Raw genomic sequence first — 19,301 nt, 5'->3', positions numbered from 1 at the left:
GCCTGTCAATCTGCGTTTCGGTGCGCGCCGCAAACGCGCGGCGCGCAGGTCTTGTTATCGATGGATGGGGAGGAGGGGCGTCAGGCCGCCGCGAACGCCGCCTTCAGGTCGGCCACCCGACGCCGTTCGCGCGCGATCATCATCTGGTTCACGACGATCACGCCGATCGTCACTGCGGTGATGAACAGCGTTGCCAGTGCGTTCATCTCGGGATTCAGACCGAGCCGCACGCGCGAGAACACCACCAGCGGCAGCGTCGTCGAGCCCGGCCCCGACAGGAACGCCGACAGCACCAGGTCGTCGATCGACAGCGTGAACGACAGCAGCCAGCCGGACAGCAGCGCCTGCGAGATCAGCGGCAGCGTCACCACGAAGAACACCTTCAGCGGCGTCGCGCCCAGATCCAGCGCCGCTTCTTCCAGCGACTTGTTCATCTCCTTCACGCGCGACTGCACGATGATCGCCACGTACGACACGCACAGCATCAGGTGACCGATCCAGATCGTCACCATCCCGCGCCCCTTCGGCCAGCCGAACATCTGCTCCAGCGCAACGAACAGCAACAGCAGCGAGATCCCCTGGATCACTTCCGGAATCACCAGCGGCGCGTTGATCATCCCGGTGTACAGCGTGAAGCCCTTGAAACGGCCGAAGCGCGCGAGCACGAAGCCCGCCCACGTGCCGATCACGACCGACGCGGTGGCCGTCAGCAGGCCGATCTTCAGCGACAGCCACGCGGCGGTGAGCAGCTCGTCGTCTTCCAGAAGCGCCGCGTACCACTTCAGCGAGAAGCCCGACCACACCGTCACCAGCTTCGACTCGTTGAACGAGTACACGACCAGGCTGATGATCGGGATGTACAGAAACAGGAAGCCGAAGGCGAGAACGCCCGTCGACAGCGGTTTGTTCGGCTTGATCATTTCGCTCCCTCCAGTTCCTTGACCTGGTAGTACTGGAACAGCGCCATCGGCACCAGCAACAGCAGCACCATCGCGACCGTCACCGCGGACGCCATCGGCCAGTCCATGTTGTTGAAGAACTCATCCCACATCACGCGGCCGATCATCAGCGTGTCGGCGCCGCCGAGCAGTTCCGGAATCACGTACTCGCCCACCGCCGGAATGAACACCAGCAGGCTGCCGGCGATGATCCCGTTCTTCGACAGCGGCAGCGTGATGCGCGTGAACGCGACCCACGGCTTCGCGCCGAGGTCGTACGCGGCCTCGAGCAGCGTGAGGTCCATCTTCACGAGGTGCGCATAGAGCGGCATGATCATGAACGGCAGGTACGAATAGACCATCCCGATGTAGACACCGGCGTCGCTGTGATAAAGGCGCAGCGGCGTGTGGATGATGCCCAGCGCGATCAGCGTGTGATTGAGCAGGCCGTCGTCCTTCAGGATGCCGATCCATGCGTACACGCGGATCAGGAACGACGTCCAGAACGGCAGCATCACGGCCATCATCAGCACGTTGCGCCGGCTCGGTTCGGCACGGGCGATGTAGTACGCCATCGGGTAACCGATCAGCAGGCACAGCACCGTCGACACGGCGGCCATCTTCAGCGAGCTGAGATAGGTCGCGATGTACAGGTCGTCCTGCAGCAGGAACGCGTAGTGCGACAGCTGCAGCGCGAAGTGCACGACGCCGTCCTTGAACGCCACGAGGGACGTGTACGGCGGGATCCCCATCACCTGGTCGGCGAAGCTGATCTTGAACACCAGCACGAACGGGAGCGCGAAGAAGATCGTGAGCCACAGGAACGGCACGCCGATCGCGACGTTGCGGCCCGACGGCAGGAAGCGCGACAGCGCGGCGAAGCGGCCGCGGCGCTTCGAAGCCGATGTCGCGGCGGCTGCACCGGTGGAAACCGGCGCGGACGGAGTGGAAGCGGAAGTTCTCATCATGTCGTCCTCACTGCGTCAGCACGACGCCGCTGGCCGGCGACCACGACACGAACACGTCGTCGTTCCACGACGGCGCACCGTCATGCAGCAGGTGCGAGCTCGACAGGTTCGACACGACCGTCTTGCCGCTCGGCAAACGCACGTGATACAGCGAGTAGCTGCCCATGTACGCGATGTCGGTCACGACGCCGCGCGCCCAGTTGTGATGCGAGCCGGGTTTGTCGCGCGACACATACACGCGCTCGGGCCGCACCGAGATGCCGACGGGCATCCCCAGCGGCCCGGTCACGCCGTGGCTCACGTACATGCGCGCCTCGAGGTCGTCGCTCTCGACGAAGATGTGATCGGGCTCGTCCTCGACCACGCGCCCTTCGAACAGGTTCGTCGAGCCGATGAATTCGGCCGAGAAGCGGCTGTTCGGGTATTCGTACACTTCGCCGGGCGTGCCGATCTGCACGATCTTGCCTTCGCTCATCACCGCGAGGCGGCTCGCCATCGTCATCGCCTCTTCCTGGTCGTGCGTGACCATCACGCAGGTCACGTCGACCTTCTCGATGATGTTCACGAGTTCGAGCTGGGTCTTCTGGCGGATCTTCTTGTCGAGCGCGGACATCGGTTCGTCGAGCAGCAGCAGCTTCGGGCGCTTGACGAGCGAGCGGGCCAGCGCGACGCGCTGCTGCTGGCCGCCGGACAGCTGGTGCGGCTTGCGCTTCGCGTACTTGCTCATCTGCACGAGCGCGAGCGCGTCGGCCACGCGTTCCTTGATCTCGTTCTTCGGCGTGCCTTCCTGCTTCAGCCCGAACGCGACGTTCGACTCGACCGACATGTGCGGGAACAGCGCGTACGACTGGAACATCATGTTCACCGGGCGGCGGTACGGCGGCAGCGACGCGAGGTCTTCACCGTCGACGAGGATCTTGCCGGAGGTGGCCGTCTCCAGCCCGGCGAGCATGCGCAACAGTGTCGACTTGCCGCAGCCCGAGCTGCCGAGCAGCGCGAACAGCTCGTTCTTCGCGATCGTCAGGTTCACGTTGTCGACGGCGGTGCTGTCGCCGAACTTCTTCACGACGTTTTCGATGCGCACGAACGCGTCGTTCTTCGAGCGGGCCGCGGCGGCCGGTTGAGTCTGGCGTACGGCAGCGGAAGAGGGTATCGATTGCATGGGAGTCACCATTCGTTCTTCACGGATTGCTGGCGCGAGCGTCCCCGCGCGAGGCGCGCAACGCGACTCGCGGACAACGGCTCGTGCCGGATGGAACAGGGCGCGCGGTGCGCGCGGGCAGACGAAAAAGTCCGCGGATCCCGGGCGGGCAGGCGTTCAGCCGATGCCTGCGCCGCCGTGACGGGACGCGGTCAGTGGCCCGTCTTCAGCTGCGCCCAGAGACGGTTCTCGAGGCGCAGGATGTCGGACGGCATCGGCTTCATCAGCACCATCTTCTTGAGCACGTCTTCCGGCGGATAGACGGTCGGGTCCTGCGCGACGGCCGGCGTGACGAACGGGTGCGCGGCCTTGTTCGCGGTCGGGTAGAACACCGTGTTGGTGATCGCCGCGTTGACCTTCGCGTCGGACACGTAGTTGATCCACTTCATCGCGGCCTCGGGGTGCGGTGCATCCTTCGGGATCACCATCACGTCGAACCAGAGCAGGCCGCCTTCCTTCGGGTTCGCGAACTTGATGTCGTACGAGCGCTTCGCCTCCGCCGAGCGGCGGTGCGCGATGCCGATGTCGCCCGACCAGCCGAGCGCGACGCACACGTCGTTGTTCGCGAGGTCGTTGATGTAGCCGGACGAATTGAACTGGGTGATGTACGGGCGGACTTTCTTCAGGACTTCGAAGGCAGCCTGGTAATCGCCGGGATTCTTGCTGTTCGGATCCTTGCCCATGTATTGCAGCGTGGCGGCGAACACGTCGACGGCCTGGTCGAGGAACGACACGCCGCAGCTCTTCAGCTTCTCCATGTTGGCTGGGTCGAACACCAGTGCCCAGCTGTCGACCGGCGCCTTGTCGCCGAGCGCCTTCTTCACCGCCTGCGCGTTGTAGCCGATGCCGTCCGTGCCGTAGGCCCAGGGCACGCCGTACTGGTTGCCCGGGTCGGCATCGGCGATCATCTTCATCAGCAGCGGGTCGAGGTTCGCGAGGTTGGGCAGCTTCGACTTGTCGAGCTTCTGGTACACGCCGGCCTGGATCTGCTTGGCCATGTAGTTCGACGTCGGCACGACGATGTCGTAGCCCGAGCTGCCCGCCAGCAGCTTTGCCTGCAGCGTGTCATCGCTGTCGTAGTTGTCGTACTTGACGTGGATGCCCGTCTGTTTCTGGAAGTTCGGGATCGTGTCGGGGGCGATGTAGTCGGACCAGTTGTAGATGTTCAGCTCATCGGCATGCGCCGACGGGCTGGCGACCGACGTGAACGCGGCCGCCGCGGCAAGGGCGGCAACGGAACAGGCTTGGCGAAGAAAGCTGGAACGCATGGTGGAATTCCCCTGGATGATGGTGGCGTGCGGCGCCCGCCGCACGCCTGAAGGCAAGGTCGTTACGAAAGGCCCAGTTGCTGGGCGGTCGCATCGACGGCCTTCTTCGCCTTCGATACGACTTCATCGATTTCCTGACGCGAGATCACGAGCGGCGGCGACAGCAGCATCCGGTCGCCGGTCGCGCGCATGATCAGGTTGCCGTTGAAGCAGAAGTCGCGGCAGATCGTGCCGACGTCGCCGCCGTTCGCGAAGCGCCGGCGTTCGGCCGGCGCTTCGGCGAGCTGCAGGCTCGCGACGAGGCCGTGGCCGTGCACCTCGCCGACGATCGGGTGACGCGCGAAGGTTTCGCGCATCAGCGCCTGGAAGTACGGGCCCGTGTCGCGCTTCACGCGCTCGACGATCCCTTCGTCGCGCAGCAGCTTCAGGTTCGCGACCGCGACGGCCGCCGCCACCGGGTGCCCCGAGTACGTGAGGCCGTGATTGAATTCGCCGTTGTCGATGATCGGCCGCGCGACGCGCTCGTGAATGCCCACCGCGCCCATCGGCACGTAGCCCGACGTCAGGCCCTTGGCCATCGTGATCAGGTCCGGCTCGAAGCCGAAGTGCTGATGCGCGAACCATTCGCCGGTGCGCCCGAAGCCGCCGATCACTTCGTCGGCGACGAGCAGGATGTCGTACTTGCGGCAGATCCGCTGGATTTCCGGCCAGTACGTCGACGGCGGGAAGATCACGCCGCCCGCGCCCTGGAACGGCTCGCCGATGAACGCGGCGACGTTCTCCGCGCCGAGTTCGAGGATCTTCGCCTCGAGCTGCTGCGCGCGTGCGAGGCCGAACGCTTCGGGCGTCTCGCCGGCTTGCGCTTCGCCGAAGAAATACGGCTGGTCGATGTGCACGATGTGCTCGACCTTCGACGGCATCTGCTCGTGCATGTAGCCCATCCCGCCGAGCGTGCCGCCCGCGATCGTCGAGCCGTGATAGCCGTTCTTGCGCGAGATCACGAACTTCTTCTGCGGCTGGCCCTGCACGCGCCAGTACTGATGCACGACGCGCAGCACGGTGTCGTTGCCTTCCGAGCCGCTGTTGCAATAGAAGAAGTGGTTGAAGCCCGCGGGCGTGACTTCGGCGAGCAGCGCCGACAGTTCGATCACCGGCGGGTGCGTGGTCTTGAAGAACGTGTTGTAGAACGGCAGTTCCTGCAGCTGACGATACGCGGCGTCGGCGAGCTCCTTGCGGCCGTAGCCGACGTTCACGCACCAGAGGCCGGCCATCCCGTCGATCACCTTGTTGCCGTCGGAGTCCCACAGGTAGACGCCGTCGGCCTTCACGATCACGCGGCTGCCCGCGCGATTGAGCGCGCCCATGTCAGAGAACGGGTGAATATGGTGCGCGGCGTCGAGCGCGCGGTATTCGGCGGTCGAGCGGGCCTGCGTCGTGCGGGCCGCCGGTGCGGCGGGCTGGATCCACGCGGATTCGTTGCGGTAACTCATGTTTCCTCCGTATTTCCGTATTGGGTTGGTGCGCGCGCTTACACGTGCAGCAGCAGATGACGGCGTTCCCACGAGCTGATCACGCGGAAGAACGCTTCGTATTCGGTTTCCTTCAGCGCGAAATACGCCTTCAGGAACTTGTGGCCGAGAATCTCGCCGAGCGGCTCGCACGCGGCCATCAGCGTGAGCCCTTCCTCGAGATTGCGCGGCAGCTGGTACGGCAGGTCGTAGCCGTCGCTGACGAGCGGTTCGGTCGGCTCGAGGCGCTGCGTCATGCCGAGATAGCCGGCCGCGAGCGTCGCCGCGAGCGCGAGGTACGGGTTGCAGTCGACGCCCGGGATCCGGTTCTCGATGCGGCGTGCGGCCGGGCCCGAGTGCGGGATGCGGAAGCCGACCGTGCGGTTGTCGTAGCCCCACTGCACGTTGATCGGCGCGGCCATGAAGCGCGACAGCCGGCGATACGAGTTGATGTACGGCGCGAAGATCGGCATCAGCGCCGGCGTGTACTTCTGCAGCCCGGCGAGGTAGTTGTAGAACAGCGAGGTCGCACCGCCCGTCTCGGGCGACGTGAACAGGTTGCGGCCCGTTTCCTCGTCGACGATGCTCTGGTGCACGTGCATCGCGGAGCCCGGCTCGCCTTCCATCGGCTTGGCCATGAACGTCGCGTACATGTTGTGCCGCAGCGCCGCCTCGCGCACCGTGCGCTTGAACAGGAACACCTGGTCGGCCAGCGACAGCGCATCGCCGTGCATGAAATTGATCTCCATCTGCGCGGCGCCGACTTCGTGGATCAGCGTGTCGATGTCGAGACCCTGCGTTTCGCAGTACTCGTAGATGTCTTCGAACAGCGGATCGAACTCGTTGACGGCCTCGATCGAGTACGACTGGCGGCCCGTTTCCGGACGGCCCGTACGGCCCACCGGCGGACGCAGCGGCAGGTCGGGATCCTTGTTCATGTCGACCAGGTAGAACTCGAGCTCCGGTGCGACCACGGGCTTCCAGCCCTTGGCCTTGTACAGGTCGAGCACGCGGCGCAGCACGTAGCGCGGCGAGATCTCGACCGGCGAGCCGTCGAAGTGCACGCAATCATGGATCACCTGCGCGGTCGGGTCGCTGGCCCACGGGATCAGGCGGATCGTCGACGCGTCGGGCACGCACACCATGTCGGGGTCGGTCACGCCGGTCAGCGAGCCGTCTTCCGGATATTCGCCGGTGACGGTCTGCACCATCACGGCCTGCGGCAGGCGCATCGATTCGCCGGACGTGAACTTGTTGCGCGGCGTGATCTTGCCGCGTGCGATGCCGGCCATGTCGGGAATGATCGCCTCGACTTCGGTGATCCGGTGCTGTCTCAGAAAGTCTTCCATGTCTTGCATGTCCGTTCTCGTTGTGTGGGTCGGCGCGCTCATGCGAGCGCGGCAGCGGCCGTGGTGTGCGTGCGGGCGGCGCGGCGGGCGCGGCAGGCGTCGCCGAACGCGTGAAAGATCGCGCTCGACAGCGGGTCCTGCGCATGCCGCCATTCCGGATGCCATTGCACGGCGAGTGCGAAAGCCGGTGCGTCGACGACGCTCACGGCCTCGATCAGGCCGTCCGGTGCGACGGCTTCGACGGCGAGGCCGGAGCCGAGCTGCGCGATGCCCTGCTTGTGCAGTGAGTTCACGTGTACTTCGTCGCGTCCGCCGGCGAGCGCATGCAGCAGGCCGCCGGGCGTCAGGTGCACGACGTGCGCGGGGCCGTATTGCGATTCCATCGGCGCGGCGTCGTCCTCGCGGTGATCCGCGAGGCCCGGCACTTCATGCACGTGCTGATGCAGCGTGCCGCCGCAGACGACGTTCAGCTCCTGGAAGCCGCGGCAGACGGCGAGCACCGGCACGCCCGCCACGATCGCCGCGCGCAGCAGCGGCAGCGTCGTCGCATCGCGTGCCGGGTCGTGCTTCGTGCCGGGTGTGCTCGGCTCGCCGCCGTACAGACGCGGCTCGACGTTCGAATAGCTGCCGGTAAACAGCAGGCCGTCGACCGTGTCGAGCACGTCGTCGACCGACTGCCGATCGCCGAGCGCGGGCAGCACCATCGCGAACGCGTGCGCGCCGTCGACGATCGCCGCGACGTACTTGTCGCCGACCGTGTGCGACGCGTGTGCGCCGATCTGCATGAAGTCGGCGGTGATGCCGACGAGGGGTTTCCTTTCCATGACGTCAATCAGTTGTCCATAAGGCTTGCACGTGCGTTGCGCCGGAGACGGCAAAACGCGGGCGTGACAGAGCCCCGCAGCCTGGCGCAGAGCGTCAAGGCCGCTGATGAATGGGCACGACGGGGTCGCGTGGCGGCCCGCGCTGTGCGCGACGATCAGGCCGTCGTTCGTTTCGTTGCGATGCGCGACGCGGCAATCGATGCGCGAACGCGTTCCGTCACCGCGCAGACGGCGCGGCAGACGAACAGGCAGCTGAAACGGACGACGAGAAAAGGGGGAGAGGCGCTATGGCAGCAGCGACGCGACTTCGTCGGTATCGACGGCCACGAATGCACGTGCGGATACGGCGTTGTGACGCCGAACGGAACGACGGGACAGGATGGTGTAGATCGACAGGTGCAGCAGGCGAGGACTATGCCAGCCGCAACTGCCATCGGAAGCGGGAGCAGCGCTGCGCAAACTTCGCACATCGCCTCGATCCCACCTCACCAGAGGGCCACGGACTCTCACGATTACACTCGACTGGTTTGTTGAAAGTATTGAACACCTGATCGTTTCGGCGCGCGGGGCGTTTAAAATAATCGAGGTGTCGGGCCTGCGTCATTTACATCGATCGGCATCAATTTTTACGTTGCGATAACGTTTTTCGGTGCCAATGAATGGTCAATGACGCTGACCTGAGAGCCAGCATATACGAGCCAAAAACGGCGTCAAATGTTTTTTGACGGTCCCGTGTCAGGGCTTTCCCGAGGCACTCCGAACAAAATATTCGTAAATGGAATGCGGTTTCGGGTGTTCATTATTTCGAACGCCTTTCAGGGTTTTCCCCGCTGATGCGCGGCATAAAGTGATTAGAATATTCAACGGCTGCCCAACGCGTCGTTTCACCTTTTCACCGCACTACTATCGTGTCCGAAACCGAATCGATGTCTACCGAAGTCGCCGAGCGCCTGCGTTTCGTGCGCAACAAGCATGGCCTGTCGCAGCGCGAACTCGCGAAGCGGGCCGGCGTGACCAACGGCACGATCTCGCTGATCGAACAGGGCCGCGTGAGCCCGTCGGTCGGCTCGCTGAAGAAACTGCTCGAATGCATCCCGATGAGTCTCGCGGAGTTCTTCACGTTCGAGCTGGTCGAGTCGCGCTCGGTCGTGTCGCGCCGTGACGAGATGCCGAACCTCGGCAACGACACGCTCGCGTTCCACCTGGTCGGCGCGGGCGTGAAGGATCGCAACATGTGCATCATGCGCGAGATCTACCAGCCGCTTGCCGATACGGGGCCCGAGATGCTCGTGCACGCGGGGCACGAGGGCGGCGTGGTCGTGTCGGGCCGGCTGGAGCTCACCGTCGACAGCGCGACCTGGCTGCTCGACCCCGGGGACGGCTACTACTTCGAAAGCCGTTTGCCGCACCGTTTTCGCAATCCCAGCGCGGAACAGCTCTGCGAGGTCGTGTCGGCCAATTCGCCGGCGACCTTCTGACCGCGCATCACCGCATTCGCCGCCGGCAGTGTTGCCATTACGCGGCGCGCCGCTGCGCGAATGCCACGACAATTGAGGCATCCTGATGAATAAGTTGACTTTGGCTGACTGGCAGGACAAGGCGGCGTCGCTCGAGATCGAAGGGCGCGCATTCATCGACGGCGCGTCGCGCGACGCGCACGGTGGCAAGACGTTCGACTGCGTGAGCCCGATCGACGGCCGCGTGCTCGCGAAGGTGGCCGATTGCGGCGAAGCCGATGTGAACGCCGCGGTTGCGGCCGCGCGCCGCGCGTTCGACGCCGGCGTGTGGGCCGGACTGAACCCGCGCGCGCGCAAGGTCGTGCTGCTGCGCTGGGCCGCGCTGATGCGCGAGCATCTCGACGAACTGTCGCTGCTCGAGACGCTCGACGCGGGCAAGCCGATCGGCGATACGACGACGGTCGACGTGCCGGGCGCCGCGTATTGCGTCGAGTGGTTCGCCGAAGCGATCGACAAGGTGGGCGGCGAAGTCGCGCCGGCCGACCATCATCTCGTCGGTCTCGTCACGCGCGAGCCGGTCGGCGTGGTGGCGGCCGTCGTGCCGTGGAACTTCCCGATCCTGATGGCCGCATGGAAGTTCGGCCCGGCGCTCGCGGCCGGCAACAGCGTCGTGCTGAAACCGTCGGAGAAGTCGCCGCTGACCGCGATCCGCGTCGCGCAGCTCGCGCTCGAGGCCGGCATCCCGGCCGGCGTGTTCAACGTCGTGCCGGGCGCGGGCGAACCGGGCAAGCTGCTCGCACTGCATCGCGACGTCGACTGCATCGCGTTCACCGGCTCCACCGCGGTCGGCAAGCTGATCATGCAGTACGCCGCGCAGTCGAACCTCAAGCGTGCGTGGCTCGAACTCGGCGGCAAGTCGCCGAACATCGTGCTGTCGGATTGTCCGGATCTCGACCGTGCCGCGCAGGCCGCGGCCGGCGCGATCTTCTACAACATGGGCGAGATGTGCACGGCCGGCTCGCGCCTGCTCGTGCATCGCGACATCAAGGAGGCGTTCATCGAGAAGCTGGTCGCGGCCGCGCGTGCGTACGTGCCGGGCAACCCGCTCGATCCGTCGGTATCGATGGGCGCGATCGTCGACGGGATTCAACTCGAGCGCGTGCTCGGCTACATCGACGCCGGGCGCAAGGAAGGCACGCTCGTCACGGGCGGCGCACGTGTGAACGAGGCATCGGGCGGTTTCTACGTGGAGCCGACGGTGTTCGAGGTGAAGCCCGATGCGCGGATCGCGCGCGAGGAGATCTTCGGTCCCGTGCTGTCGGTGATCGTGTTCGACGACATCGACGAGGCGGTCAGGATCGCGAACGATACCGAGTACGGGCTCGCGGCGGCCGTGTGGACGTCGGATTTGACGACCGCGCACGACGTGTCGCGCCGGCTGCGCGCGGGCACGGTGTGGGTGAACTGCTACGACGAGGGCGGCGACATGAACTTCCCGTTCGGCGGCTACAAGCAGTCGGGCAATGGCCGCGACAAGTCGCTGCACGCGCTCGAGAAGTACACCGAGCTGAAGTCGACGCTGATCCGGCTGCGCTGACGCAGTCGGTGGGCGGGCGCGGTGCCGGCCGGCACCGCGCCCGCGTGTGCCGCACCCGCGTCAGGCCGAGCGCAGTGCCGGGTGGAAGCCCGCGGCCTCGATGACCGACTGCACGCGCTCGGCGCCTTGCGCCGATTCGACCTTGACGATCTTCGCGGCCACGTCGATGTCGAGCTTCGCGGCCGGGTCCGCCGCCGTCACGGCGCGCGTGATCGCATTGGCGCAGCCGCCGCAGGTCATGTCCTGGACTTCGAATTCCATCGTGTTCTCCTGAGTTGACGATTGACGAGTACGTCCAGCATGAAGCTTGCCATGGTGGGAAGGTCAAGCCCGTTCGCGGCGTGCGATGTTGCGACAGCTGGTTGTAAACGTGAAGTCAGACGAATCGCGATTCGTCCGCGCGCGTCAGCCCGAATTTGTCCCGATTGACGGCCGCGCATTCTCGGCGAACCCTGGCGGAGCCTTGCGCCGCAAGGCGCGTGCGGAATCGACGACGCACGATCTCCATGATCTGAGTAAGGGTACTGCGAGTTGAAAATGCGAATCGATCTTAGTATCGATTCCCCTCGATATTTCTTTTCATTACCAACATGACTCGTTTCGCCATCGGCTTCGCACTGGCCCTGTTGGGCGCATCGGCAACGTCCGCCTTCGCTGCCGACGATGTCGTCAACCTGACGCTGAAGGACCACAAGTTCTCGCCCGATGGCGTGACGATCCCGGCCGGCAAGAAGGTGAAGTTCGTCGTCAAGAACCTCGACGCGACGCCCGCGGAATTCGAAAGCGACGATTTCAAGGCGGAGAAGGTCGTGCCCGCCGGCAAGTCGGTCGAGATTCTCGTCGGGCCGCTGAAGGCCGGCACCTACGAGTTCCACGACGAGTATCACGAAGCGCAGTCGAAGACGCACCTCACCGTCAAGTAAGCGGACATCACCATGCTGTCGACCGCCCTGATCGTCTTTCGTGAAGTGCTCGAGGCCGCGCTGGTGGTCTCGATCGTGATGGCCGCCACGAAGGGCGTGCCGCGGCGCGGCTGGTGGGTCGGCGGCGGGCTCGTCGGCGGCGTGATCGGCGCGGGCCTGATCGCCGCGTTCGCCGACGTGATCTCGCAATGGGCGTCCGGCATGGGGCAGGAAGTCTTCAACGCGGGCGTGATGTTCGTCGCGACGCTGATGCTGGCGTGGCACTGCATCTGGATGAGCAGCCACGGCCGCGAGATGGCGCTGCACATGGGCAAAGTCGGGCGGGCCGTCGCGGCCGGCAGCCGGCCGCTGACGGGGCTGGCGATCGTGGTCGGCGTCGCGGTGTTGCGCGAAGGCTCCGAGGCCGTGCTGTTCCTGTACGGCATCGCGGCGGGCGATCCGGGGCAGACGCCGCAGATGATCGCCGGCGGGCTGCTCGGCGTGCTCGGCGGAGCCGGGCTCGGCTACGCGATGTACGCGGGCCTGCTGCAGATTCCGCTGAAGCGCCTGTTCTCCGTCACCAACGCGCTGATCGTGCTGCTCGCGGCGGGGATGGCGAGCCAGTGTGCCGGCTTCCTGCTCGCGGCGGGCCTCGTGCCGTCGTGGGGCGACGCGGTCTGGGACACGTCGTGGCTGCTCAAGGAATCGAGCATCGTCGGCAAGGCGCTGCACACGCTGGTCGGCTATACCGCGCGTCCGGCGGGGATCCAGATCGTCGCGTACCTCGTCACGCTGGTCGCGATCGTCGTGCTCACGCGGCTCGTCGGCCGCCCGCATACGGCCATGAGGCCGCCGCGTCCGGTCGCCTGAGCCGGCGGGTCCGAATGCAAAAAGGGGCGTCGTGTGGACGCCCCTTTTTCTTTGCGTTGACGGTTCGCGCGCAGTCGGCGCGTGACCCGTTCAGCGATGACCGTCGATCCACGCGCGGGCCCATTCGAGCCCCGCTTCGCGCGCTTCGTCCTCGGTATCGAACACGCCGAGCACGCCCGACGCTTCGACGAGCCGATTGTTCTGCGTGATCGTGCCGCTCGCCGCGAAGCGTTCGGGCTGCAGGATCTCGTCCTGCTGCAGGATTGCGTGGCCCCAGATCTGGTAGCCGTGATAGGTCTGCGCTTCCATTATCGCGTCACCTTCGCGGAACGGTCGTTCGTGCCGACGCGCAGCACGTTGCCGTCCGGCGTGTATTGCCGCGGGATGTGGGAGAAATTGAGCGCGTGCGGCGTGTCGGGCGCGACCGGCTGCATCACCGTGAGCCGGCCCGGCGCGGGCTGCGCGACCGGGCGCGGTGCGACCGGCGCGTCGACCGTCGCGGCGGGCGGACGATGCGGGGCGGCCTTCACGGCTTGCGCGACGCGGCGATTGTGCGGCTTGACCGCGGCCTTCGGCTGCACGCTCGCATGCTTTTCAACGGCCTTGCCGCCGGCGTGCAGGGTCGGTGTCCGTGCTGCCGGCTGCCGCGCCTCAGGCGGGTTCCAGACTTCGACGTAGTGCTCGGCCGCCCAGCCCGTCGACGCGAAAGTCAGCGCCAGCAATCCGCATCCAAACAGTCTTACCATGGTCTCTCCGTCATCTTGCTTGCGGCTCGCGTCGCGGTATCCGGTGCGGGATCGGCCGCCCGTGCGCATTCGGGGAAGGCGGTTCAGGAGAACACCTCGAGCCCGTGCTTCTCGACGATTTGCAGCATACGCGCGGCGATGCCGCTCGGACGCTTGTCGCCCTGTTCCCACTGGCGGATCGTCGATGTGGTCGTGTTCAGATAGAGCGCGAACACGCTCTGGCTGACGTTGACCGACTTGCGGATACGGGCGATCGCCTCCGGATCGAACTGCGGTGCAGCTTCGATGCAGAGCGCGTCGTATTCGCGCATCGTCTTCTTGTCGATCAATTGCGCGCGATAAAGGCCCGACGCGGCGCTGTGGACCGCCTCCGTCGCGTCGCTCTTGAATCGACTCTTAGCCATTGCAAATCTCCACCCACTCGTTCAGTGCGACCAGCGTCGCGATGTCGACGTCGGTGTGTCGACCGACATCCGCGGCGAGCTTCCGGAAGGCGCGCAGCTCGCGTGCATCGATGTTGTCGCGGTCACGTTTCGCGAACAGGAACACGAACACCCACGTATGCCCGACCTTGCCCAGCACGATGCCTCGCTGGCGATTGTCGTCCAGGCGCTTCTTCCAGACGTTGCCGCCGAGGTCGATGCCCTGGCCCCGCGCCAGTTCCCGAACCGCCCGGCACAGGTCGCGATCGCCGATTCCCGCCTTTCCTGCTGCCTTGTGAAACCACTTCGTCTTGAACACGCGTCGTACGGAAGCAGACATGTCGAGCCAGTCGAGTTAGCACAGGATTATATACCACTACGTGGTACATATTTCGACCTGGCCGAACGGCCTGCTTCGTGCGCTGCTTCGTGCCGATACGTGGTCCGGACGGGGCGGCGACGGCCCGTCCGGGAGACCTGCGTTACTCCACCGTCACCGACTTCGCGAGGTTGCGCGGCTTGTCCACATCGGTGCCGCGCGCGCACGCGGTGTGATACGCGAGCAGCTGCAGCGGCACGACGTGCAGGATCGGCGACAGCTGCCCGTAGTGTTCCGGCATCCGGATCACGTGCAGGCCGTCGTCGTTGACGATCTGCGTGTCGGCATCCGCGAACACGTACAGCTCGCCGCCGCGCGCACGCACTTCCTGCATGTTCGACTTCAGCTTCTCGAGCAGCGTGTCGTTCGGCGCGACCGTGACGACCGGCATCGCTTCCGTGACGAGCGCGAGCGGCCCGTGCTTCAGTTCGCCGGCCGGATAGGCTTCCGCGTGGATGTACGAGATTTCCTTCAGCTTCAGCGCGCCTTCGAGCGCGATCGGGTAGTGCAGCCCGCGGCCGAGGAACAGCGCGTTTTCCTTGCGTGCGAATTCCTCCGACCACGCGATGATCTGCGGCTCGAGCGCGAGCACGCTGTTCAGCGCGGCCGGCAGGTGGCGCAACTGCTTCAGGAATTGCGCTTCCTGCGCGGCGTCGACGTGCCCGCGCAGCTTGCCGAGCGTCGCGGCCAGCACGAACAGCGCGACGAGCTGGGTCGTGAACGCCTTCGTCGACGCGACGCCGATCTCGGTGCCCGCGTGCGTCAGGAACTGCATCTCGGTGAGGCGCACCATCGCGCTCGTCGCGACGTTGCACACCGCGAGCGTATGCGTATGGCCGAGCGACTGCGCGTGCTTGAGCGCGGCGAGCGTGTCGGCCGTCTCGCCCGATTGCGAGATCACCAGCACGAGCTGGCGCGGGTTCGGCACCGACTCGCGGTAGCGGTATTCGCTCGCGATCTCGACCTGGGTCGGGATCTTCGCGATCGATTCGAGCCAGTACTTCGCGGTGAGGCCCGAGTAGTAGCTCGTGCCGCATGCGAGGATCAGCAGGCTGTCGATGTCCGCGAACGCGGCGGGGGCTGCATCGCCGAACAGCGTCGCGTCGAACGCGTCGGTTTGCGGCACCGTGTCGCCGATCGCGCGCGGCTGCTCGAAGATTTCCTTCTGCATGAAGTGGCGATACGGGCCCAGCTCGACCGCGCCGCCGTACGCGCTGACGACGCGGATCTCGCGCTGCGCGAGCGCGCCGTGGCGATCGACGATCTTCACGCCGTCGAGCGACAGCTCGCACACGTCGCCTTCCTCGAGGAACGTGAAGCGGTCGGTGCTGCCGGCCAGCGCCAGCGCGTCGGACGCGAGGAAGTTCTCGCCGTCGCCGTGACCGACGACAAGCGGCGAACCCTGGCGCGCACCGACGACCGTGTGCGGCTCGTCCTTGTGGGTGACCGCGATCGCATACGCGCCGTGCAGCTGCTGCACGGCTTCGCGCACGGCGTCGAACAGGTTGCCGCGATACAGGCTGTGCACGAGGTGCGCGATCACTTCGGTGTCGGTCTGCGACACGAATTCGTAGCCCTTCGCACGCAGCGCTTCGCGCAGCGTCTCGAAGTTCTCGATGATGCCGTTGTGCACCAGCGCGAGCGCGTTCGACGAGAAGATCGGGTGCGCATTGTGCGTGACGGGCGCGCCGTGCGTCGCCCAGCGCGTGTGCGCGACGCCGGTCGTGCCTTCGAGGTGCGATTCGTGGACCTGCGCGTCGAGATCGGCGACGCGCGCGACGCTGCGCGCGCGCTTCGGAGCGCCCGGCTCGAGCACGGCGACACCGCACGAATCGTAGCCACGGTATTCGAGGCGCCGCAATCCTTCGATCAGCACCGGAACGATATTACGCTGCGCAACTGCGCCGACAATGCCGCACATGAAAATCTACCCTCTATGTGGAAACGGGCGCCGTGGGGCGCCCGCGTGATGTCAATTTTTCTTCTTGACCGGGCGGACGTAGCCGCTCTTCGCGGTCTGCGTCTTCTCGTTCAATGCGAGGACGCCCTCGGCGACGTCCTTCCAGATCGTCGTGCCGGCCGCGATCGTCACGCCGCGGCCGACGCGCACCGGCGCGACGAACTGCGTGTCCGAGCCGACGAACACGTCGTCCTCGATCACGGTGCGGAACTTGTTCGCACCGTCGTAGTTGCAGGTGATCGTGCCCGCGCCGATGTTCACGCGCGCGCCGATGTCGGCGTCGCCGATGTACGTCAGGTGGTTCGCCTTCGAGCCGTGGCCGATCACCGCGTTCTTCACCTCGACGAAGTTGCCGACGTGCGCTTCATCCGCGAGCTTCGCGCCCGGGCGCAGCCGCGCGTACGGGCCGATCACGGTGTCCGCGCCGAGCTCGGCGCCGTCGATGTGCGTGAAAGCGTCGATGCGCGTGCCGGCGCCGACCGACGCGTTGCGGATCACGCAGTTCGCGCCGATCGTCACGTTGTCGGCGAGCGTCACGTTGCCTTCGAACACGCAGTTCACGTCGATCGACACGTCGCGGCCGCAGCGCAGCGTGCCGCGCACGTCGAGGCGCGCCGGATCGGCGAGCGTGACGCCGTCGACGAGCAGCGCATCGGCGACGTTGCGCTGATGGATGCGCTCGAGTTCCGCGAGCTGCGCCTTGCTGTTCACGCCGAGCGTTTCCCATTCCTCGTCGGGCTGTGACGTGACGACCTCGAAGCCGGCCTCGATCGCGAGTTCGACGACGTCGGTCAGGTAGTACTCGCCCTGCGCGTTCTCGTTCTTCAGCGCGCCGAGCCACATCGACAGCTGGCCCGTGGGCGTGACGATGATGCCGGTGTTGATCTCGGCGATCTTCAGCTGTTCGGGCGACGCGTCCTTCTGCTCGACGATGCGCGTGACGGAGCCGGCCGTGTCGCGCACGATGCGGCCGTAGCCGGTGGGATCGTCGAGCGTGACGGTCAGAATCCCGTAGCTGCCTTCGCGCGCGGCGTCGACGAGACGCCGCAGCGTCGACGCGCGGGTGAGCGGCACGTCGCCGTACAGCACCAGCGTCGGTTGCGCGGGATCGAGCAGCGGCAGCGCCTGGCGCACCGCATGGCCGGTGCCGAGTTGCTCGGCCTGCAGCGCGAACTGGACGTCGGGCGCGCCGACGGCGGCCTGAACCTGCTCGGCGCCATGACCGACGACGACGACGAGCCGCGACGGCTGCAGCGTGCGCGCGGTGGCGATGACGTGGGAGAGGAGCGGCCTGCCGGCCAGGGGATGGAGCACTTTCGGCAGCGCGGAACGCATGCGCTTGCCGGTGCCTGCCGCCAAAATCACGATATTCATGGCGCCAGCTTGTCAGAGGAGTTCGAAGCCGTCCATTTTAGCATGCGGCCCCCGGCGTTCCGGGCCTGTCGCGGCGGGGCGACAGCGCCGGAACGCGGCCGCGGGCCGCGGTTCCGGCAGGTGTTCGGGCCCTGCTTACAGGTCGTCGAACTGGACGATCGAGATCGGTCGGGCGCCGTCGCGCGTCGCGGCGGTGTCGTCACCGGATGCACACGGCTCCTCGTCGAACGCGATGTCGCCCTGCGGATCGGCCTGGCCGGTCGCGCGCAGCGACGCGAACGGGAACTGGGTCGTATCCATCAGGTGCGACGGCACGACGTTCGCGAGCGCGCTGAACATGTTGTCGACGCGGCCCGGGAAGCGCTTGTCCCAGTCGCGGATCAGCGCCTTCATTTCCGCGCGCTTCAGATTCGGCTGGCTGCCGCACAGGTTGCACGGGATGATCGGGAATTCGCGCAGCTCCGCGAATTTCTCGAGATCGATCTCCTTCACGTACGCGAGCGGGCGGATCACGACGTTCTTGCCGTCGTCCGACTGCAGCTTCGGCGGCATCCCCTTCAGCTTGCCGCCGTAGAACATGTTGAGCAGCAGCGTCTGCAGGATGTCGTCGCGGTGGTGGCCGAGCGCGATCTTGGTCGCGCCGAGCTCGCCGGCCACGCGGTACAGGATCCCGCGGCGCAGCCGCGAGCACAGCGAGCAGGTCGTCTTGCCCTCCGGCACGAGCCGCTTGACGATGCTGTAGGTGTCCTGGTTCTCGATGTGGAACGGCACGCCGATCTGCGTCAGGTATTCGGGCAGCACGTGCTCGGGGAAGCCCGGCTGCTTCTGGTCGAGGTTGACCGCGACGATGTCGAAGTCGATCGGCGCGCGCTCGCGCAGGCGCAGCAGCACGTCGAGCATCGCGTAGCTGTCCTTGCCGCCCGACAGGCACACCATCACCTTGTCGCCCTGCTCGATCATGTTGTAGTCGCCGATCGCCTGGCCGACCTGGCGCACGATCCGCTTGAACAGCTTGTTGTTCTCGTACGCTTCCTTCTGCTCGCGGCGCGTCAGCGCGCGGCGGCCGGTCTCGGCGACGGTGGCTTCGATGGCGGCGCCATCGGCCGCCGTGTCATGCATGTGGGGGGCGTTCATGCGCGCTCCTCGTCCTTGATGCGAAAGACTTCGACGCCGACGGCGTCGCAGTCCGGATAGGCGTCCGGTTTCTCGGTACGGACACGTACCGCGCGCACGGTGTCGTGCGCCAGCAGGTTCGCGGCGATCGCGTCGCACAGCGTTTCCTGCAGGTGGATGTGGCCGCGCGCGAGACACTGCGCGACGCTCTGCTTCATCAGGTCGTAGTCGACGACTTCATGCAGCCGGTCGTCGACGGGGGTGGACAGCGCGAGCGGCACGAACAGGTCGATATTGATGACGACGCGCTGCTCGCCGCGCTTCTCGTGTTCGAAGGCCCCGATGTTGATGTGCACCTCGTAGTCGCGCAGGTAGAGCCTGCGGCAGTCCGCGAGGCGGGGGTGCAGGAGAGCGGAAAACATGGT

At 66.1% G+C, this 19,301-nt stretch carries 21 protein-coding genes; 4 read left to right on the top strand and 17 right to left on the bottom strand.

Annotated features, from left to right (window positions below):
• Positions 1 to 80 precede the first annotated feature (80 nt).
• The 8 genes from ACVK00_RS13350 to ACVK00_RS13315 form a co-directional block, all read right to left on the bottom strand.
• On the bottom strand, positions 81 to 920 hold the full coding sequence (locus ACVK00_RS13350) for an ABC transporter permease subunit (protein WP_354122876.1): 840 nt from the start codon (positions 918 to 920) through the stop codon (positions 81 to 83).
• Positions 917 to 1,903, bottom strand: coding sequence for an ABC transporter permease subunit (locus ACVK00_RS13345; protein ID WP_284893198.1), 987 nt, complete (start codon positions 1,901 to 1,903; stop codon positions 917 to 919). The genes ACVK00_RS13350 and ACVK00_RS13345 overlap by 4 nt, the downstream gene beginning before the upstream one ends.
• A gap of 10 nt (positions 1,904 to 1,913) precedes the next feature.
• Positions 1,914 to 3,068: an ABC transporter ATP-binding protein gene (locus ACVK00_RS13340; protein WP_354122875.1), complete on the bottom strand. Its 1,155-nt coding sequence runs from the start codon at positions 3,066 to 3,068 to the stop codon at positions 1,914 to 1,916.
• A gap of 191 nt (positions 3,069 to 3,259) precedes the next feature.
• Complete coding sequence (locus tag ACVK00_RS13335) at positions 3,260 to 4,375, bottom strand: polyamine ABC transporter substrate-binding protein (RefSeq protein ID WP_228906034.1); 1,116 nt, start codon at positions 4,373 to 4,375, stop codon at positions 3,260 to 3,262.
• Between the two features lie 62 nt (positions 4,376 to 4,437).
• Positions 4,438 to 5,865, bottom strand: a complete 1,428-nt coding sequence (locus ACVK00_RS13330) for an aspartate aminotransferase family protein (protein ID WP_284893073.1) — start codon at positions 5,863 to 5,865, stop codon at positions 4,438 to 4,440.
• Positions 5,866 to 5,903: 38 nt separating this feature from the next.
• Entirely contained in the window at positions 5,904 to 7,241 is a 1,338-nt protein-coding gene (locus tag ACVK00_RS13325; RefSeq protein ID WP_011658120.1) for a glutamine synthetase family protein, read from the bottom strand.
• Between the two features lie 29 nt (positions 7,242 to 7,270).
• On the bottom strand, positions 7,271 to 8,056 hold the full coding sequence (locus ACVK00_RS13320; protein WP_284893076.1) for a gamma-glutamyl-gamma-aminobutyrate hydrolase family protein: 786 nt from the start codon (positions 8,054 to 8,056) through the stop codon (positions 7,271 to 7,273).
• Positions 8,057 to 8,341: 285 nt separating this feature from the next.
• Positions 8,342 to 8,524 carry a hypothetical protein gene (locus ACVK00_RS13315; protein WP_006402789.1) on the bottom strand — a complete coding sequence of 61 codons (183 nt, stop codon included), beginning with the start codon at positions 8,522 to 8,524 and terminating at the stop codon, positions 8,342 to 8,344.
• Positions 8,525 to 8,982: 458 nt separating this feature from the next.
• Here ACVK00_RS13315 and ACVK00_RS13310 point away from each other — a divergent pair, with 458 nt between their 5' ends.
• On the top strand, positions 8,983 to 9,534 hold the full coding sequence (locus tag ACVK00_RS13310) for a cupin domain-containing protein (protein ID WP_006754613.1): 552 nt from the start codon (positions 8,983 to 8,985) through the stop codon (positions 9,532 to 9,534).
• 85 nt (positions 9,535 to 9,619) lie between these two features.
• Positions 9,620 to 11,110 carry an aldehyde dehydrogenase gene (locus tag ACVK00_RS13305; RefSeq protein ID WP_284893118.1) on the top strand — a complete coding sequence of 497 codons (1,491 nt, stop codon included), beginning with the start codon at positions 9,620 to 9,622 and terminating at the stop codon, positions 11,108 to 11,110.
• 60 nt (positions 11,111 to 11,170) lie between these two features.
• Here the strand turns inward: ACVK00_RS13305 and ACVK00_RS13300 are convergent, their stop codons facing one another.
• On the bottom strand, positions 11,171 to 11,371 hold the full coding sequence (locus ACVK00_RS13300) for a heavy-metal-associated domain-containing protein (protein WP_166724254.1): 201 nt from the start codon (positions 11,369 to 11,371) through the stop codon (positions 11,171 to 11,173).
• Positions 11,372 to 11,700: 329 nt separating this feature from the next.
• Here ACVK00_RS13300 and ACVK00_RS13295 point away from each other — a divergent pair, with 329 nt between their 5' ends.
• Complete coding sequence (locus tag ACVK00_RS13295) at positions 11,701 to 12,033, top strand: cupredoxin domain-containing protein (RefSeq protein WP_006488047.1); 333 nt, start codon at positions 11,701 to 11,703, stop codon at positions 12,031 to 12,033.
• A gap of 12 nt (positions 12,034 to 12,045) precedes the next feature.
• Positions 12,046 to 12,882: an FTR1 family iron permease gene (locus ACVK00_RS13290; RefSeq protein WP_284893175.1), complete on the top strand. Its 837-nt coding sequence runs from the start codon at positions 12,046 to 12,048 to the stop codon at positions 12,880 to 12,882.
• A 90-nt stretch (positions 12,883 to 12,972) separates the two neighbouring features.
• Here ACVK00_RS13290 and ACVK00_RS13285 read toward each other — a convergent pair whose 3' ends face one another.
• The 8 genes from ACVK00_RS13285 to ACVK00_RS13250 form a co-directional block, all read right to left on the bottom strand.
• Positions 12,973 to 13,191, bottom strand: coding sequence for a hypothetical protein (locus tag ACVK00_RS13285; protein ID WP_124496473.1), 219 nt, complete (start codon positions 13,189 to 13,191; stop codon positions 12,973 to 12,975).
• Positions 13,191 to 13,628, bottom strand: coding sequence for a hypothetical protein (locus ACVK00_RS13280; RefSeq protein WP_284893179.1), 438 nt, complete (start codon positions 13,626 to 13,628; stop codon positions 13,191 to 13,193). The genes ACVK00_RS13285 and ACVK00_RS13280 overlap by 1 nt, the downstream gene beginning before the upstream one ends.
• An 83-nt stretch (positions 13,629 to 13,711) precedes the next feature.
• Positions 13,712 to 14,032 carry a helix-turn-helix domain-containing protein gene (locus ACVK00_RS13275; RefSeq protein ID WP_006760978.1) on the bottom strand — a complete coding sequence of 107 codons (321 nt, stop codon included), beginning with the start codon at positions 14,030 to 14,032 and terminating at the stop codon, positions 13,712 to 13,714.
• A complete protein-coding gene (locus ACVK00_RS13270) occupies positions 14,025 to 14,390 on the bottom strand; it encodes a type II toxin-antitoxin system RelE/ParE family toxin (protein WP_175670700.1) in 366 nt (121 codons plus the stop codon). The genes ACVK00_RS13275 and ACVK00_RS13270 overlap by 8 nt, the downstream gene beginning before the upstream one ends.
• A gap of 142 nt (positions 14,391 to 14,532) precedes the next feature.
• Positions 14,533 to 16,350, bottom strand: a complete 1,818-nt coding sequence (gene glmS, locus ACVK00_RS13265) for a glutamine--fructose-6-phosphate transaminase (isomerizing) (protein ID WP_284893184.1) — start codon at positions 16,348 to 16,350, stop codon at positions 14,533 to 14,535.
• 51 nt (positions 16,351 to 16,401) lie between these two features.
• The gene (gene glmU / locus ACVK00_RS13260) at positions 16,402 to 17,763 is read right to left on the bottom strand and encodes a bifunctional UDP-N-acetylglucosamine diphosphorylase/glucosamine-1-phosphate N-acetyltransferase GlmU (RefSeq protein ID WP_228906018.1); all 1,362 of its coding nucleotides are present in this window, start codon (positions 17,761 to 17,763) and stop codon (positions 16,402 to 16,404) included.
• A 135-nt stretch (positions 17,764 to 17,898) separates the two neighbouring features.
• Complete coding sequence (gene ttcA / locus ACVK00_RS13255) at positions 17,899 to 18,897, bottom strand: tRNA 2-thiocytidine(32) synthetase TtcA (RefSeq protein ID WP_284893186.1); 999 nt, start codon at positions 18,895 to 18,897, stop codon at positions 17,899 to 17,901.
• Positions 18,894 to 19,298: a dihydroneopterin aldolase gene (locus ACVK00_RS13250; RefSeq protein WP_166724248.1), complete on the bottom strand. Its 405-nt coding sequence runs from the start codon at positions 19,296 to 19,298 to the stop codon at positions 18,894 to 18,896. Before ACVK00_RS13250 ends, ttcA begins: the two co-directional genes overlap by 4 nt.
• Between the last annotated feature and the right edge of the window lie 3 nt (positions 19,299 to 19,301).

It is taken from the genome of Burkholderia sp. PvR073 (genome assembly GCF_054055695.1).
The sequence above is the reverse complement of the archived record's forward strand: the minus strand, read 5'-3'. Positions and strand labels throughout refer to the sequence as shown.